Annotated in this window: 15 protein-coding genes; 1 reads left to right on the top strand and 14 read right to left on the bottom strand. The window is 42.4% G+C overall.

All coding sequences use genetic code 11. The annotated features are described in order from the left end of the window. Positions 1 to 3 precede the first annotated feature (3 nt). The 5 genes from WMO37_RS07165 to WMO37_RS07145 form a co-directional block, all read right to left on the bottom strand. Positions 4 to 1962, bottom strand: a complete 1959-nt coding sequence (locus tag WMO37_RS07165; RefSeq protein WP_227090676.1) for a family 43 glycosylhydrolase — start codon at positions 1960 to 1962, stop codon at positions 4 to 6. A gap of 202 nt (positions 1963 to 2164) precedes the next feature. After that, complete coding sequence (locus WMO37_RS07160; protein ID WP_022431160.1) at positions 2165 to 3031, bottom strand: carbohydrate ABC transporter permease; 867 nt, start codon at positions 3029 to 3031, stop codon at positions 2165 to 2167. A 12-nt stretch (positions 3032 to 3043) separates the two neighbouring features. Then, positions 3044 to 4519, bottom strand: coding sequence for an ABC transporter permease subunit (locus WMO37_RS07155; protein WP_349154671.1), 1476 nt, complete (start codon positions 4517 to 4519; stop codon positions 3044 to 3046). A 151-nt stretch (positions 4520 to 4670) separates the two neighbouring features. Beyond that, entirely contained in the window at positions 4671 to 6263 is a 1593-nt protein-coding gene (locus WMO37_RS07150; protein WP_349154670.1) for an ABC transporter substrate-binding protein, read from the bottom strand. A gap of 383 nt (positions 6264 to 6646) precedes the next feature. Then, positions 6647 to 7291: a YigZ family protein gene (locus WMO37_RS07145; RefSeq protein WP_227090672.1), complete on the bottom strand. Its 645-nt coding sequence runs from the start codon at positions 7289 to 7291 to the stop codon at positions 6647 to 6649. Positions 7292 to 7459: 168 nt separating this feature from the next. Here WMO37_RS07145 and WMO37_RS07140 point away from each other — a divergent pair, with 168 nt between their 5' ends. Then, on the top strand, positions 7460 to 10228 hold the full coding sequence (locus WMO37_RS07140; protein ID WP_349154669.1) for a transglycosylase domain-containing protein: 2769 nt from the start codon (positions 7460 to 7462) through the stop codon (positions 10226 to 10228). Between the two features lie 373 nt (positions 10229 to 10601). Here WMO37_RS07140 and WMO37_RS07135 read toward each other — a convergent pair whose 3' ends face one another. The 9 genes from WMO37_RS07135 to WMO37_RS07095 form a co-directional block, all read right to left on the bottom strand. Then, a complete protein-coding gene (locus WMO37_RS07135; RefSeq protein ID WP_349154758.1) occupies positions 10602 to 10961 on the bottom strand; it encodes a SpoVA/SpoVAEb family sporulation membrane protein in 360 nt (119 codons plus the stop codon). After that, complete coding sequence (spoVAD, locus tag WMO37_RS07130) at positions 10961 to 11977, bottom strand: stage V sporulation protein AD (RefSeq protein ID WP_349154668.1); 1017 nt, start codon at positions 11975 to 11977, stop codon at positions 10961 to 10963. The genes WMO37_RS07135 and spoVAD overlap by 1 nt, the downstream gene beginning before the upstream one ends. A 31-nt stretch (positions 11978 to 12008) precedes the next feature. After that, positions 12009 to 12560, bottom strand: a complete 552-nt coding sequence (locus WMO37_RS07125; protein ID WP_349154667.1) for a SpoVA/SpoVAEb family sporulation membrane protein — start codon at positions 12558 to 12560, stop codon at positions 12009 to 12011. 91 nt (positions 12561 to 12651) lie between these two features. After that, on the bottom strand, positions 12652 to 13083 hold the full coding sequence (locus tag WMO37_RS07120; protein ID WP_227090669.1) for a stage V sporulation protein AB: 432 nt from the start codon (positions 13081 to 13083) through the stop codon (positions 12652 to 12654). Next, positions 13083 to 13700, bottom strand: a complete 618-nt coding sequence (locus tag WMO37_RS07115; RefSeq protein ID WP_349154666.1) for a stage V sporulation protein AA — start codon at positions 13698 to 13700, stop codon at positions 13083 to 13085. The genes WMO37_RS07120 and WMO37_RS07115 overlap by 1 nt, the downstream gene beginning before the upstream one ends. A 67-nt stretch (positions 13701 to 13767) precedes the next feature. Beyond that, positions 13768 to 14484, bottom strand: coding sequence for a SigF/SigG family RNA polymerase sporulation sigma factor (locus WMO37_RS07110; RefSeq protein WP_022431170.1), 717 nt, complete (start codon positions 14482 to 14484; stop codon positions 13768 to 13770). An 18-nt stretch (positions 14485 to 14502) separates the two neighbouring features. Continuing rightward, positions 14503 to 14934 (bottom strand): anti-sigma F factor, encoded by a 432-nt coding sequence (spoIIAB, locus tag WMO37_RS07105; protein WP_227090827.1) that lies wholly within the window; start codon positions 14932 to 14934, stop codon positions 14503 to 14505. 14 nt (positions 14935 to 14948) lie between these two features. After that, positions 14949 to 15338: an STAS domain-containing protein gene (locus WMO37_RS07100; RefSeq protein WP_022431172.1), complete on the bottom strand. Its 390-nt coding sequence runs from the start codon at positions 15336 to 15338 to the stop codon at positions 14949 to 14951. A 190-nt stretch (positions 15339 to 15528) separates the two neighbouring features. Next, the gene (locus WMO37_RS07095) at positions 15529 to 16944 is read right to left on the bottom strand and encodes a tetratricopeptide repeat protein (RefSeq protein ID WP_349154665.1); all 1416 of its coding nucleotides are present in this window, start codon (positions 16942 to 16944) and stop codon (positions 15529 to 15531) included. Positions 16945 to 16949: the final 5 nt, after the last annotated feature.

The raw sequence follows: 16949 nt of genomic DNA, 5'->3' as shown, positions 1-16949 counted from the left end.
TCCTTATTTTTCCGGCTGGTAGTCAAACCAGTCAAAATCAACATACAGGGTGTCATCCCCGTGTCTTCCGTATTCGTCTACATATCGGCTGCCAAAATCACCTGCATAAGCGTACATGCCTATCATTGCCCCTGTAAAACGCTTGCCCTTCTTTAAGCCTTCATCACACAGGTAATAGACATTTTCAAGCACTGCCACCTTTATGTACTCTTTACCATCATAACTCATATAGCAGGTACGTTTCAAATCATTCGTTTCAATTTTTAAATAAACGTCCTGACGTCTGAAATCCAGTTCAATGCTGCCGCTTTCTTTCACCTGTTCTCCAATGACTTCTACTGCTTTCACAATCAGACGCGGCTGCGGCTCCTGTGTCGCAAATACACCAAATTTTACAAAAGTATTCTCATCATAATAGCAGGTCATGCCCGCATCCTGTCCCGGATACAACTGTGGCATTTTCATCTTGCAGACTGCCGTAAATTTAAAATGCTGCTGTCTGCGAAGCAGGATATTTCTTGCTCCCATGGAATCCAAATCCGCGCAGCTTCCCTTTATCTTTACATGAGAATCCTGCAACAGCACGCCGTCCGGTTCCGGCACTCTCGGAAACATCCAGTCTGTGCTTAAATATTCACCATCAAAATCATCAAAATAGGAAGACTCCCACACTGTTTCCGGCAAATCCGGCTTTATCTGCATGGCACTCGGACCGTCTAAATTATTGACAACAGGCCAGCCGTCTGCAGTCCATGTAATCTTATCCAATGCCGTTTCCCTGCCTAAAATGCTGTAACCGTCACCGATTTTTCTGCCGCACAGATACACCATATACCATTCACCGTTCTGTGTCTGCACCGGCTTTCCATGTCCACAGCGCTGGATAATAGCCTTTTCATCTGTCTGGCGCATAATCGGATTATATGGACACGGCTCATACCGCCCCATCAGCTCGCGGCTTCTTGACACGGTAATACGGTGTCCAGGTCCTGTTCCGCCCTCTGCTTCAAACAGATAGTAATATCCATCCTTTTTTAATAAATGTGGTCCCTCCGGCGCTCTTTTCTGATCGCCATAATACAGTAACGATGCTTTTGATATCTGTGCCGTGGCATCTTCATTTAATTCAAAAATACGCGCACCTCTGTTTAAAAGCATATAGCGCCGTCCGTCATCATCATTAAAAATAGAAGGATCAATACCGTCTTCATCTATCACCGCCGGTTTACTGTACGGTCCTTCCGGTCTGTCCGAGCTTACAACAATCTGCTTTCGATAAACCGTTCCGTCATCATTTAAGCGATACGTTGCCGTAATATAAAATCTTCCTTTATAGTAGGAAATATCCGGCGCCCAGTATCCTCTGCCACCCTCTAAATGCTGCAAACCTGCCCATTCCGGATTGGTAATGGCGTAACCGATAATTTTCCAGTGAATCAAATCCTTTGACGTTGAAACCGGAATACACGGATAATAGATAAAGGATGAATTCACCATATAATAATCTTCACCCACTCTGACAATCGACGGATCCGGATACATTCCGGTACGAATCGGATTGTGATACATTTTTTCAAGCGGTGCGCCAGTCTCCTCCTGAAAATACTCCTCTAAATCAAAAAATTTGTTCTCATGCGCGATTTCATACGGTGTCAAAAGATTGATGTCTCCGGATAACGGTGACAATCCAACCCGTTCCACAAGATACTTACAGGTCGCAACATTACCGGACATCGCTGCATAGTGCAGCATATTTTTCTGATTTTTATCCGTAATATTCATACTGGCTCTGGAGTATTCAACAATGTAACGTACCAGATTCAGATTGCCTGTTTTGGCTGCCAGCAGTGCCATTAACACACCATCTTCATCTACTTCGTCAATCAGCGGCGGATTTTCTTCCAAAATACGCTTCACTTCATCTATTTTTTCCAAATATATGGCATCTTTTAGCGTAATCATTTTCCCTCCTGTTCTGCCTTTTAAAAAGCATCTTTTTAAATCTTTCTCTAGTATACATGACCTTTTTGTTTTTTTCTACATATTAAAGCAGAATATTGTAAAAACCTACAGAAAAAGTGTTCAGTCGGAATACCTATGACTGAATACACATAAAAAGGCTGCCGCATATGCGACAGCCTGTAAATTCTGTTGAATTTTTAAATTATTCCTTAACGGCACCAACATTAACACCCTGTACGAAGTACTTCTGACAGAATGGGTAGATGATTGCGAAAGGAAGGATAGCCACGATAACGGCTGCATTGGCAATCGTATTCGGGTCGATACCACCTTCATCAGGGATATCGTTATCCATAACCATGTTACGCAGCTTCATCTGGAAGTTGAATAACTCGTTCTTGTTGATATAAATCTTGAAGTTTGTATAATCGTTCCAGAACTGTACGGCATACATCAAACCGATAGAAGCCAAAGCCGCCTTTGAAAGCGGAAGTACAATCTTAAAGAATGTACCCATTGGAGAACAACCATCAATTTCAGCTGCTTCAAACAGTGATTCAGGAACACCTTCAAAGAAGTTTCTCATTAATACAAGGTTATATACATTGATAGACAATGGCAGGATTACTGACCAAAGTGTGTTCAGTAAGTGTAAGTCCTTCATAACGAGGTACTTAGGAATCATACCACCATCGAAAATCATTGTGAATAATAACATATATGCGAAGAAGTTTCTTCCCGGCATTTCCCACTGAATTAATACATAAGCGCCTAATGTTGCTAATAACAGACCGATAAATGTACCAGCAATCGTTACAACTACTGAAATTAAGAACGGTCTATAAAGTGCAACTCTGGAAAGGATTGAACTATAACCACCGAGTGTAAATGTCTGTGGCAGGAAATTCATACCATAACCGGCTTTTGCATCGAATGAATCGACGATAACCTTCCAAATAGGGACCATGATAATTAATGAAATTACCAAAAACAAAATTACGTTTACGATAGGGAAGATTTTGACTTTTTTCTTCTTTTTTCTTGCAACTACTACTTGTTCTTTACTCATTATCTATCCCTCCTATACAATACCGCGACCACGTACTTTTTTACTTGCATAGTTACATCCAAGTACGAGGATCATACCTACAAATGACTTGAATAAACCAACCGCTGTTGTATAACCATAATCGGAGTTACCACTACCGAATGTCTTACGGTATACATATGTCTGAAGTACGTTAGAAACGTTAACGACTGCATCGTTCATTGTTACGAATACTGATTCGAAAAGGTTCATAACCTTAGCAAGGTTCAGAATGAATACAGTAATAATAGTATTTGCTAAAGCAGGAAGTGTAATATAAATTAATCTATTCCAACGGTTTGCACCATCAATCTGGGCAGCTTCATAAAGGTCTGGGCTGATACCTGATAATGTAGCAAGGAAAAGGATTGTTCCCCAACCTGTATCCTTCCAAACGTTGATGAAGAAGAATGTGCCTCTCCAGTATCTTACATCACCAAGGAAGAAGATTGGATTATCAATCACGCCCATTCCCATTAACATCTGGTTAATCATACCTGAACTGTTAACTGAAAGAATTAAACGGAAGATAGAAGCAACTACTACCCATGACATAAAGTGAGGTAAGTATACAATTGTCTGTACTGTCTTCTTAAATGCAAGGTTTGTAATTTCATTCAGTAATAATGAAATAATAACGGCTGCACCAGTGTTAAGAATTAACTTAACGATAGAAAGCAGTAATGTGTTACGGAATGCATCCCAGAAGAATACATCGTTTGTGAACATCGTATTGAAGTGAAGAAGACCTACATAATACGGTGAACGGATAATATATTTTGTAAAGGCATATCTACAACCTAACATTGGCCAGTAGTTAAACAGTAAAATCATGATTAATACCGGCAAAAACATTACATAGAACCATCTGTGGTAGTAGATCTTTGACCATACTTTCCTGTTGATTGAGTTTGTCATGTACTTAGAGTCAACGTTGATATCTTTCTTGAAGTACTTCATGATATCAATAAAGCATCCTGCAATACCAAGAATGAGACCAATGATAACTACATATACACCGCAACCTACTGAATATGAAGAACCTTCATATCCGTTTGATAATAAATCTGTCAATGAATGAAGATTATAGAGCTTTCTGCTCTCGTAACCTCTGAAGTTCATTCCTACGAATGAAACAATAAAAATTATACCTGAAATAGCTGTAGGTATAATTGAAAACATATCTTTCTTTACTGCTAAAAGTACCAGAGATACTACAATAGCCAGCATGTAAAGGTACCACATAGCTGGTACATCAATGTTCATAAAACTGTAGGCATCAGAAATCAACTCAACATCTGTATTCTGAACAAAAGGCAATAGCCCGCCTATTAACGCAATAACTAAACCGGCGACAGCAATTACTTTAAGGTTGTCTGACTTCTGCTTTCCAACGAGTTCTCCGCACTTCGGACAAACCTTTGCTTTTTTAGGTAATTCTGTTCCACAAGACTTACATTGCATCTTCATACCTTCTTTCCTAATATTTTTTGTAAAATTCCAAGCCTACTCTCGATATAAATAAGCTAAAAATTAGAATCCATTCCGGGTGGGTTCCCCCACCCGAAAGTGGATTCTTATAAAGTGGCTATACAGCCGTGTTTACATAATCAGTTACTGATTACTTGTTTAAAGACTTAAGTACTGTATCAGCTAATGAACCAACTGTTGTCTTGTAGTAGTTCATACCTTCATCAACTGTCATGTAACCTAAAGCTACCTGAGAGATAACGTAGTTTCTAGCTGTGTTGATATCAGTGATGTTCTCAGAAAGAGCAGTTGTCATTGGAAGTGGAACTGCTACAGTTGAGTTTTCAGCGAAGAAATCACCGTTAGCCTTAGCTGTTTCTGTCATAGCACTAGCACCTGGATCTTCCTTACCATCCTGGAACTTAGCAAGAGCAAGGATTGGATCGATGTGGTTCTTAGACATTAACTTATCCGGTGATTCCGGCTGTGGAAGGAAGTGGAACTGACCTTCTTCATAAGTCTTAGTCTTCTTGCCTTCGTCATCCTTAGCAAGTGTTACAGTTTCTGCCTTTGTATCCCAGTGGGTTCCCTTTGCGCCGTACTCCCAAAGTGTCTGAACGTCGCCGCCATCTAACATTGTATCGATGAAGTACTTAAAGATACCTTCCGGGTTCTTAGCTGCTGTAGTAATACACCAGCATGGTGCGATTCTTTCTACATATGTACCAAGTTCTGTGATTGGCTTAATAGCAATCAGTTCATTATCAAGACCCTTAGTAGCAAGCTGAGTCTTTAATGTATTAGCCCATGTACCAGCCCAGTATGTGAATACGCCTGATTCAGAGCCTGCATCTGTTGAATAGAACTTATCACGTGCATTAGATGTAGAGTTGTTTACAGATTCCTTATCAATAATACCATCATTAACAGCTGTCTGGATTCTCTGAAGAGCCTCTTTCATCTTGTCTTCTGAGAAACCATCAACGTACTGTCCTGATGAATTCTTGTAGAATGTGTAGTTAGCCTGCTGATAGAATTCTGGCAGGTAGTTTGTGTAAGGTGCTTCATTGCTGATGAAGCCCGGAGCAGAAATTACATAATGACCCTTATTAGCAGCCATCTGCTTTAAGTAGCCATAGTATGTGTTGAAATCAAGTGTCTTGCCTTCAACATCTGCTGTGCTGATACCAGCTGCATCTAACCAAGCCTTCTTGATATAAGTACAGCAGCCATTACCACGGTATGGAGAGAATCCATACATAGCCTTTGTTCCATCTTCACCATTAACCATAAGAGCTGAAAGAACGTTATCAGCTGTGCTGATTAATCTTCCTGATTTCTTTGTTTCTGATGAATTCCAAGCATCTGTCATATTCCAAAGGAAACCATTTGAAGCATATAATGCATAGTAGTCAGATGAAAGTAATATAACGTCTGGCATTGTATCATCTGAGTTAAATGCATTAGCAACTGCATCATAGTAACCGCTGTGGTCCGGACGAGTCCACTGGAAGTCAAGACCTGTTGCAGTCTTTAACTGTTCGTAGAATGCCGCAGCACCATTTGTTTCTGTAACTACCGTACTATCGCACATAATTGTGAACTTATCCGGTTTTGTTACTTCCTTGCTTGAGCTTGATCCGCCTGCTGCATTGCTGTCATTTGAGCTGCCGCAAGCTACGAGTCCCATTACTGAAGTAAGTGTTAAACCTACAGCAGTAAGCTTTTTGATTGTTTTCTTCATAAACCTATAAACCCTCCTTGTTTGGTTTCGCGGGGGAACCACCCCCAGCCAACATTCATTGACATAGGTATAATAGCATTTTTGTGTGATTTTAACAAGACTATTTTGAACAATTCTTGTACTTTTTTTGAATTTTTTGTGAAACCCCAGTATTTATGCGGCTTTCCAGTTTTATTTTTTTTTACATTTTTTTCAGTTTTCTTATATTTTTATTCTTATTAAATAAATTCTCTGCGCAAAATATACCATGCATTATGTAAATTATGCACTATCCGTACCATATTTTTTGTTTATTTTTACATCACATTTACAATACAAATTGAATTTTTCGGTTTTCAAAACTTCTTTTTGTGATATATTACTATCTTTTCCCATTATTTTGCTCAGGAAAGCAGAATCACCTCTCCGCTTTCACTTTTGCCAAATTTCTGTTGTTGAATTTTTACAACAGAAATTTTCCCTGAAAACGCATCGGTTATTTTCTGTACAAACTGTCCATAATTTTCTGCCTGTACAATCATTTCCATATAAACATTTTCAGTATATTCGGTTTTTAATATATCTATGTGCATTTCCAAACAAATATACTGGATTTTCCCAATGCTGTTATAATCCGCATCAATCTGTGCCAGAACCCCGTCCGATACCGAAAGCACGGTGCTGTGTTCCAGTCCTTCCTTGGAAGCTGCCTGATAAGCACGGATTAATCCGCCTGTTCCAAGCAGCGTACCACCGAAATATCTTGTCACAATAATCAGGCAATTATAGATGCCGCTTTTCATAATAATGTCAAGAATCGGTTTTCCTGCTGTCCCCTGCGGCTCTCCATCGTCACTAAACCGCTGAAAGCCCGCATCCTCTCCCAATACATAGGCATAACAATTATGCCTTGCATCCCAGTATTTCTTTTTTACTTCATTAATATATGATACTGCCTGTTCTTCCGATTGTACCGGATATACGTGTGCAATAAAACGGGATTTTTTTTCTTCAATCTCCCCTTCGCCTTCCTTATATATAATCTTCATATTTTCTCCATTCTGTATGCCTTACATTTTTAATGACCGCCGGAAGTATAATTTCCCCTATGGATTGTTCCGCAGCAAACATTTATTATATAGTACGAATTTCATTTCAATTTGTCAAAGTATTTTCGTTATGATATAATAGTAAGAACTTATCAAGGAGGACAATCTATGAATTATGGCAGACAAGGCATAAAACAAAAGAAAAAACTGCTAAATTCCGCCGCTACAAGACTTCGAACAAAACTTGGCGTTTTCGCCATCAAATTTATACTGATATTAGCAATTGCCGTTGTGGTTTCAGGCTCATGTCTGGTACTGGGTTCTGTACAGGGTATTATTTCGAGCGCCCCTGACGTTTCGACAATTGACGTATCACCTGACGGATTTGCCACAAAAATCTACGATAACGAAAGCAATGAAATCCAGACGCTCTCTACCACCGGCTCCAACCGTATTTCCGTGGAGCTGGACGTTGTGCCTCTTGAATTGCAGCATGCTTTTGTTGCAATTGAAGATGAACGTTTTTACGAACATAACGGCATTGACATCCGTGGCATTATCCGTGCCGGTTATAACACTATTACCGGTGGTGGTCTTTCACAGGGTGCAAGTACCCTGACACAGCAGCTTTTAAAAAACAATGTCTTTAATGCATATAACGAAACAGACATTGAAAAGATTAAGCGTAAGGTGCAGGAACAGTATCTTGCAATTAAGCTTGAAACGTATATGAGCAAGGACGATATCCTTGAAAATTACTTAAATACAATTAACCTTGGAAACGGCTATTATGGTGTACAGGCAGCTGCCAACGGTTATTTCGGAAAAGACGTTTCCGAACTGACTTTAAGCGAATGTGCCGTGATTGCTTCCATTACACAGAATCCAACCAAGTTAAACCCGTTAAAGTATCCGGAAGACAATCAGGAACGACAGCAGAAGGTTTTGCGCAATATGCTCAAGCACGGTTACATTACACAGGAAGAGTATGATGAAGCCCTTGCAGATGATGTATATGCGCGTGTAGAGGGTCTTGACATTGCAACCGGCTCCTCTTCCACATATTCTTATTTCGTTGATACACTCATTGAACAGCTGATTGACGACTTGATGACACAGAAGGGTTATACGGAAACACAGGCAACCAACCTCATTTACAAAGGCGGTCTGCAGGTTTATTCCACACAGGATACTTCCATGCAGGAAATTGCCGATGAAGCGATTAACAACCCTTCATTTTATCCGAGTTCAACAGAATTTTCGATTAACTATGCATTAAGTGTAAAAAACGCTGACGGAAAAATTATCAATTACTCCCATTCGACCATGCAGACATGGTATCAGAATGTACAGGGCAATTATAATTTCAGTCTGACACAGACTAACGAAGATACCGCACAGCAGTATGTGGATACCTACCGCGAAGCCATGACGGCAAATGGTGAAACGGTTGTTGCAGAATCGCTGCATTATGTAATCCAGCCGCAGCTTTCATTTTCTTTAATGGATCAGCATACCGGCTATGTAAAAGTACTGGTCGGCGGACGCGGAGAAAAATCAGGCAACCGTACTTTAAACCGTGCAACTGATTCGCCACGCCAGCCGGGTTCTTCCATTAAACCACTGGCAGCTTACGGTCCGGCGCTTGATACCGGTGCGATTACACTTGCCAGTGCTATTGATGACTCTCCGTACTATTATTCAAGCGGACAGCTTGTTAAAAACTTTACTGCCGGAGAATACCGCGGACTGATGACCGTGCGTGAAGCGATTTACCGCTCGCAGAATGTACCGGCTGTCAAGGTGCTGACGTTAATCACACCGCAGGTCGGCTTTAATTATCTGGAAAAATTCGGTATCAGCACGCTGGTATCTCCACAAAAGGCAATTAACGGCAGCCACGATATTGTTCAGCCGCTCGCCCTCGGTGGTATGACACTGGGTGTTACCAATATTGATATGACCGCAGCTTACGCTGCCATTGCAAATCACGGTACGTACACCAAACCGGTATATTATACCGCTGTATACGACTACAAGGGGAATCTGCTGCTTGACAATTCCTCCAGTGAAACACATACCGTATTAAAGGAACAGACGGCATGGCTGCTGACCAGTGCACTGGAATCCGTTATCACACAGGGTACCGGTACATCTGCAGCTCTTTCCAACCAGCCGGTTGCCGGTAAAACAGGTACGACCAATAATGAAACCGATAAATGGTTCTGTGGTTTTACACCGTATTATACGGCTTCTATCTGGCTGGGCTATGATGATAACTCTAAAGTTTTGTCCAAGTCTATCAGCCATACAAAGATTTGGCAGACGATTATGTCACAGATTCACGAGGGACTTTCTACCGGTGAATTTACACAGCCGTCCGGCATTGTGACTGCCCAAGTATGCTCACAGTCCGGTAAACTCGCTGTTGCAGGATTATGTGATGAAGACCCGCGCGGCAGCCAGGTTATTACAGAATATTTTTCGGCGGATAATGTGCCGACAGAAGAATGTGACACCCATGTTAAAGTAACAATTTGTAATGATTCGGGCGATGTCGCTTCCGCAGGATGTACAAACACCTCTACACGTGTTTATATTAAAAAATCATCCTCCGGTACTGCTTCTGATGAAGAATCTTCTTATAGTGCATATGATTCTTCTTACGCAATTACAGATGAGAAGCTTTCCAGACTTTGCAGCCTGCACAACGGCTCCAATGCTTCCGCTGTAAAACCCGGAAGCCAGACAACCGAAGCTTCACAGGCGGTAACCACTCCGTCCAACACGGCAGGAACAACCGCCGCAAATAACAACGGAACAAACGGAAATACTTCCAACACAACCGGCACAAGCGCCGCACACAACAACAACCAAAGCAGCTCCGCTGCCCAGAATCCAACTACTGCCAGCCAGAATTGGAACACCGCGGAATAACAAATTAAAATAATGCAGGATATCTGCAAACTAAAGAAAAAGACTTCTGATAAACACCGTTTAACCCGGTACTGTCAGAAGCCTTTTTCTTTTTATTTCATGCGAAGTTAAGTGATAACGTTGAGCCGCAATCATACATTCATATCTCCGTAACTTTCCGTCCGCCATCACTCCAAGCATGAAATATGATTGCAGCGAAGTTAAGTGATAACGTTGAGCCGCAATCATACGTTCATATCTCCGTAACTTCCCGTCCTCCATCACTCCAAGCATGGAATATGATTGCAGCGAAGTTAAGTGATAACGTTGAGCCGCAATCATATTTCATGCGCCCGTTAAGCGATAACGTTGAGTCGCAATCATATTTCATGCGTCACTTCTTCTTCATCTTCGGTTCAAACAGCACGGATGCCAGATATCCGAAGATAAGCGCGGCGGATACGCCGACGGCACAGGCTTTAAAACCGCCCTGGAACAACCCTAAAAAACCATTGGCATCGACTGCTTCTCTGACACCTTTCCACAATACATTTCCAAAACCTAACAGCGGCACAGTCGCACCTGCTCCTGCAAATTCCGCAAACGGCTCATATAAACCGACTGCCCCCAGAAACGTTCCCAGCGTTACAAGCAGTACCATAATCCGTCCGGGCATCAGCCTGGTTTTTTCCATTAATATCTGTGTCAATGCACAGATGATTCCACCGATTACAAATGCTTTTATAAATACCATCATTCTCTGTTCCCCTTTCTTTCCAGAATTACCGCATGCGCAATACCGGGAACACTTTTTCCTTCATTGTAGCTGACGGTGGATAAAAGCGCCCCCGTCGGTACAAACAGCACCCTGTTCCAGCTGTGATTTTTCATTTTTTTCATAATATATGAACACATTGTAACTGCAGAACAGCCGCAGCCGCTTCCACCCGCTTTCGTATCCTGGCTTTCCGCATCGAAAATTTCCAGTCCGCAGTCAGTATATCTGCCCGTCAGGTCATATCCCTTTTCCTTTAACAAATCCATAAGAATAGTTTTACCGACTGCCCCCAGATCTCCCGTAATAATGCAGTCATAATACGTGACATCCTTTTGCAGGTCTTCTAAATTGACTGCAATAACATCTGCTGCTGCAGGCGCCATACACGCTCCCATATTCATTGAATCTTTTACACCAAAATCAATCACTTTTCCGGTCGTAATGCCGCGGATACAGACCTCGCCTTTTTCCGTACCGATAACGGCTGCCCCGCAGCCTGTAACTGTCCATGTCGAAGCCGGTGGCCGCTGGTTGCCGTATTCCAGCGGATAACGGAACTGTTTTTCGGCACTTGCAAAATGACTGGAAGCCAGTGCAATGACATGACCGGCGTAACCTGCATGAACCGTCATTGCCGCAAGTGACAGCGCTTCACCAAAAGTAGAACAGGCCCCGTATAATCCGAACATCGGAATTTCATACTGCATCAGCCCGAATGATGTGGCTATCAACTGCCCCAGCAGATCTCCTGCAAAAATATAACGCAAATCTTCTTTTTTGCCATCCCATTTTTCAAGCAGTTTATCCACAGCCAGCTGCTGTAAGGTACTTTCTGCTTCTTCCCAGTTTTCCATGCCTGCCATCGCATCTTCCACAACCACATCAAAAAGTTTTCCAAGCGGTCCTTCCGATTCCTTCTGTCCTGCAACGCATGCCGTTTCTTCTATATATACATTTTCTTCGAATAAAATACTTTGTTTTCCCACAATCATTGCATCAACTTCTCCCTTCATTTTTACACGGTTACACAGCACGCAGGCTGACAACAATCAGGTAAATCACGCCCAGTATCCAAGAACTTAAAATACCGTACAAAATCACAGGACCACTGATAGTAAAAATTTTGCAGCCGATACCGAATACCTGTCCTTCTTTTTTATATTCAATCGCAGGCGCTACCACGCTGTTTGCAAAGCCGGTAATCGGCACTAAGCTTCCCGCACCGCCCCATGTCGTAATCAGCGGATATATATTTAATCCCGTCAGCACAACGCTGGCAAAAACAAGACTGATTGTCGTATACGCAGCAGCTTCGTCCTTTCCCATGCCGCTGTTTAAAAACAGCACCGTCAGAATCTGTCCAACTGTACAGATACAACCGCCTGTGATAAATGCTTTGACACAGTTTAACAGGCAGTTTGCCTTTGGTGTCACCTGCTCTACATACTGGTTATACTGCTCATTTCGCTGTTGTTCCCTGCTTTCTTCTCTTTTAACCGGACCGCCGCCCGTCCCCGGCTCTGCACCCGCACTTACAATCTCAATTTTATTTTTATCGTCTTTTTCTTTTCCCATTACACTGCCTCCTTATACATCTACGCTGCATGCCCTGATATACTTATGATGCCCGCTGCATTTTCTTTCATTTTGTATTCTGTATACTGTATTATGGATATAATTTCAGATAATACAATAGATGTCCTGCTGCTTTTCCCAGACCGATTGCAAGCACGACAATGCCAAGTCCTGCACCAATCCGCACACGCCTTACAAAGATTGGCAGTGCCTTAATATTTTCTGCCAGACTGACGGCAAACAATCCGATAAACATCCCGGAAAGCAGACCGTATAAAACAGCACCCGGCATACCGGCCGGCAGCGGCAGGTCAAAGATGAACCATACATTTCCAAGGGATGCGCCCCAGATGATGACTTCTTCAAAATACGGAATGTACGCTTTGGTATTGGTGACATCGACAATGCGGTTTATCATGCCGACACTGGTAATTACCGCAAAATATCCCGCCGCCGTAAAACCGCCTGCTGCCAGTCCGATGGCAATCTGTACTGCCAGCTTTAAAAGTTCCATCCCATCCATTATTTTTCCTTTCCTTCCGTGCTGCTGCGGTCAATCATACAGTTGTCAATATCCGTTTCATATTTGTCCATTTCCACCTGAATCGGTGTCGGATCGCCCGTAAAATGTTTTCCCGCAAAATGATTGTAGAAAACGACAATGCCCAGCAGCAGACCCACCGCGTAAGCAATTTCGATGACCTTATATTCCTGAAAATTACCCATTCCCATCATCTCGTATACCTTTTCAAAGATTTCATTGGTACTGACATCATTGTTGTATGCCATGATGGCATAGGCACTTCCGACAAACGTAAAAACGGAAACAAATGCTACCATCAGCCCCTGCCATACCCGGCTCTTCTTTTTCTGACGGATATAATCCACAATAAAGTCGCTTTCCCCAATGCTTACAAGCTGTAAATCCGGGTAAATCTTTTCGATTTTTTCCATTACGGTTATTACAGAAAAAGAAACTCTCCTTTTTGGAACATCCGGCAGCGTAATCAGCTTTATCGTTTTTACACGTGCTGTTATGCCGGCGTTCTTACAAAGGAGAGCTGCCACATCGCCGATAGTGATTTCCCGTTTATCGACCTGAATATTTCTGTTAATCTGGATATATAATGTTTCACTCATCGCTTTCCTGTCCCTTTCTGCTGTTTACAAGGGAAGTATCTGCAATGACCTCTGTTTTTATGCGCTTTTACGCAAGTTTTTTCTTCATGGATGCTAAAATTTTCTTTTCCATTCTGGAAACCTGTACCTGTGAGATTCCAAGCTTTGCCGCTATATCGGTCTGCGTGCGTTCTTCAAAATAGCGCATCCGGATCAGTGTACGCTCTTTTTCAGGCAGTTCTTCCATAATCTGTGCAATCACCATGCGGTTGACACTTTCTTCATTATAATTGCGTTTTTCTTCGATTTTATCAATCAGGCAGACTTCGCTTCCATCCCCCTGATAGACTGTCCTGTAAATGGATTCCACATCTGCCGCCGCTTCAAAAGACATGACAACTTCTTCCGGGGGAATTCCCGTCTGCTGTGCAATCTGTTCCACGGTTGGCTCGCACAGGTGTTCTTTTCTGTATTCCTCAATCATTCTCGCCATTTTCACTGAATTTTCCTTCAGTGTCCGGCTGACCTTTATCATGCCGTCGTCCCGCAGAAACCGTTTAATTTCCCCGGTAATCATCGGTACGGCGTAGGTTGAAAATTTAACGTCAAATGCTGTATCAAACTTATCCACAGCTTTAATCAGCCCGATACTCCCAATCTGGAACAAATCTTCCTGCTCATACCCCCTTCCGGCAAAACGCCGCACGATGCTTCCAATCAGTCCCATATTTTCCAATACGAGTGTTTCCCTTGCTTTCTCATCTCCTCTGTGCGCTCTTTCAATCAGTTCCTTAGTATGATTCATATAATCACACCCTATCTGCTAATTTTCTACACCTATTCTTTTTTTCATAATCACCGTTGTTCCGCTGTTTTTACCGGAATACACTTTTAACTCATCCATAAAAGCTTCCATAAAGGAAAATCCCATACCGGAACGTTCCTGCTCCGGTTTGGTTGTATAAAGCGGCTCCATTGCCTGCTCTACATTTTCAATGCCGATTCCGTCGTCGTGGACTTCAATCCGTACTTCCTGTCCTACTAGGCTTACCTTTAACGTGATTTTTCCTTCTATGCCCTCATATCCGTGTACGATACTGTTTGTAACAGCCTCTGAAACCGCTGTTTTAATATCCGCAATTTCCTCCACCGTCGGGTCTAGGCGTGTGCAAAATGCCGCTGCTGTTACTCTTGCAAAACTCTCATTTTCAGATTTTGCATCAAATATCACTTCCATCGCATTATCTGCTTTCATTTCCATGTCCTCTCCTATTTTTCTATATTTTTTGCCGCCTGCGAAACGTCCTTACAGGTATGTACCAGCTTATGCAGTCCGGATATTAAAATAATCCGCTGGATACTGTCATTTGCCCCCGCAATGCTGATACTGCCGTTTTCCTGCAGTTTCTTATACCGCCCCATAATCAGCCCGATTCCCGAACTGTCCATAAAACTGATTTTTGAAAAATCAAAAATGAGATGGCGCACCCCACGTTCCTCAATAATCGTATCTATCACATCCCGCATTTCATCTGCCAGATGATGGTCAAGTTCCGCATTCATACTGATTACCAGCCTGTCCCCTGTAACCATATAAATGTAATCCGTATGCTTATTTTCCTGCATTTCTTCATTTGCCGCACTTTTTGCTGCTTCCATGCCAATCCTCCCTTTCTTTTTGCAACACTTTCCGCTTTTTGTGCCTGTCCGGCTGTTCCTGCCTGAAATGTCGTCTGCCATCACATTTTTTCCTACTGTGGCTTTTCATTTTAGACAGCTTTCATTTCAGACAGCAAAAAACCTGCCAGCGGTTTTTACCGTCTGACAGGTTTATCTTTTTTACGTATCTTTATGAATGCGATGTTACATATGCATTGGCTTCTGAGTAGTACGAGCTTGAGCGGAATCCATCCACAATGTACTGATAGTACTTCTTGGCATCTTCCGTCTGGTTTAATGCCACATAACTCTTTGCCGCATAATAAGCTGCTTCTGCCTTCGTGCTGTCACACTTATACGCATTTACAAATGCAGTGGCGGCTGTTGTGTAATCCGCTTTATTGTAAGCTGTTGTACCCTGTGTATAAAATTCATTTGCCGCAGGCTTCATCGCCGCTTCTGCAATGGTATTATACAGTTTCTTGGCATCATCTGTCGGCAGTGAGCTGACATCAATATCCATGAGTTCCTTGGCTGCGGTTGCAGTATCATTTGCAATATATGAATTAGCTGCACTTATAACGGCAGTTAACAGCTTATTGCTTCCGCCTTCTCCGCTTAATCCCGAAAGCTGTTCTTCGAGTGCCTCTTTTTCCGACTTTATATCCTCTAACTGCTTCGTGAGGGAATTGATTTCCACATTGCCGGATGAGAGCTGTTCGCTGTAATCCTGAAGGCTCTTATTATAATCCTCCGTAATACCCTTGTAACGGGACGGCATTACTAAAAACCAGATGAGTGCAGCACCGATTACAACACCGACAAGGATATTCACAATCGTAATAGCACCGTTGCCCGGCTCTTTATACGATGACCGCGGCAGAATCACATCATTTCCACTGAGCGGCTGGCTTTCTATCACCTTTGTTTCACGCTTTTCACGCTTCTGCGGTAAAAATTCATTGGAACGCGCACCCTGCTTTTTCTTTAACTGCTGTGCTTCTTCGATTTCCTTTAAATACAGCTGCGCAAGCGTGTTGTTGCGGTCAATTTTTAAAACAGACATCAGCAGCTTTCTGGCTCTTGCATATTCGCCGTCTTTGATATAAATCAGCGCTAAAAGCTGGTGTGCCTTTATCAGATGCGGATTCTGGCCAACAATTTTTTTAAGCTGTATGGTTGCCATGTCCAGATTGCCTTCTTTGGCATAGTTTAATGCCTGGTTATATTTCTTTATCGTTGTTGTTACCGCATCAAACCTGCCCTGATTCGACTGAATCTGTGCAATATAAGACCCTGCCGGATTGTTGTCCGGCTGTAAATTCTTACTGATAACCCACTGGCTGAGTGCCTCAACCACTTCACCCATTTCACAGTAAACAAGTCCTAACAGGTTCCTTGCCTCTATGTTGTTTTTGTGAATCATCACACTTGTTTTTAAGCTTTCTGCCGCACCTGTCAAATCCCTGACCTTTGCCTTTGCAAGACCAAGATTATAATAGGCGTTGGAAGCTTTTGCCGCTCTTTTATAGACTGAAACGTCCGCCTTGCACTGCGGACATCTGTCAGATGCCGTCAGTGTGGCACCGCATTTATAACATCTCATCTTTT

This window comes from Lachnospira intestinalis (genome assembly GCF_040095895.1).
GTDB classification, from domain to species: domain Bacteria; phylum Bacillota; class Clostridia; order Lachnospirales; family Lachnospiraceae; genus Lachnospira; species Lachnospira intestinalis.
Note: the sequence above shows the minus strand (reverse complement) of the source record. Positions and strands in the feature narration are given on the sequence as shown.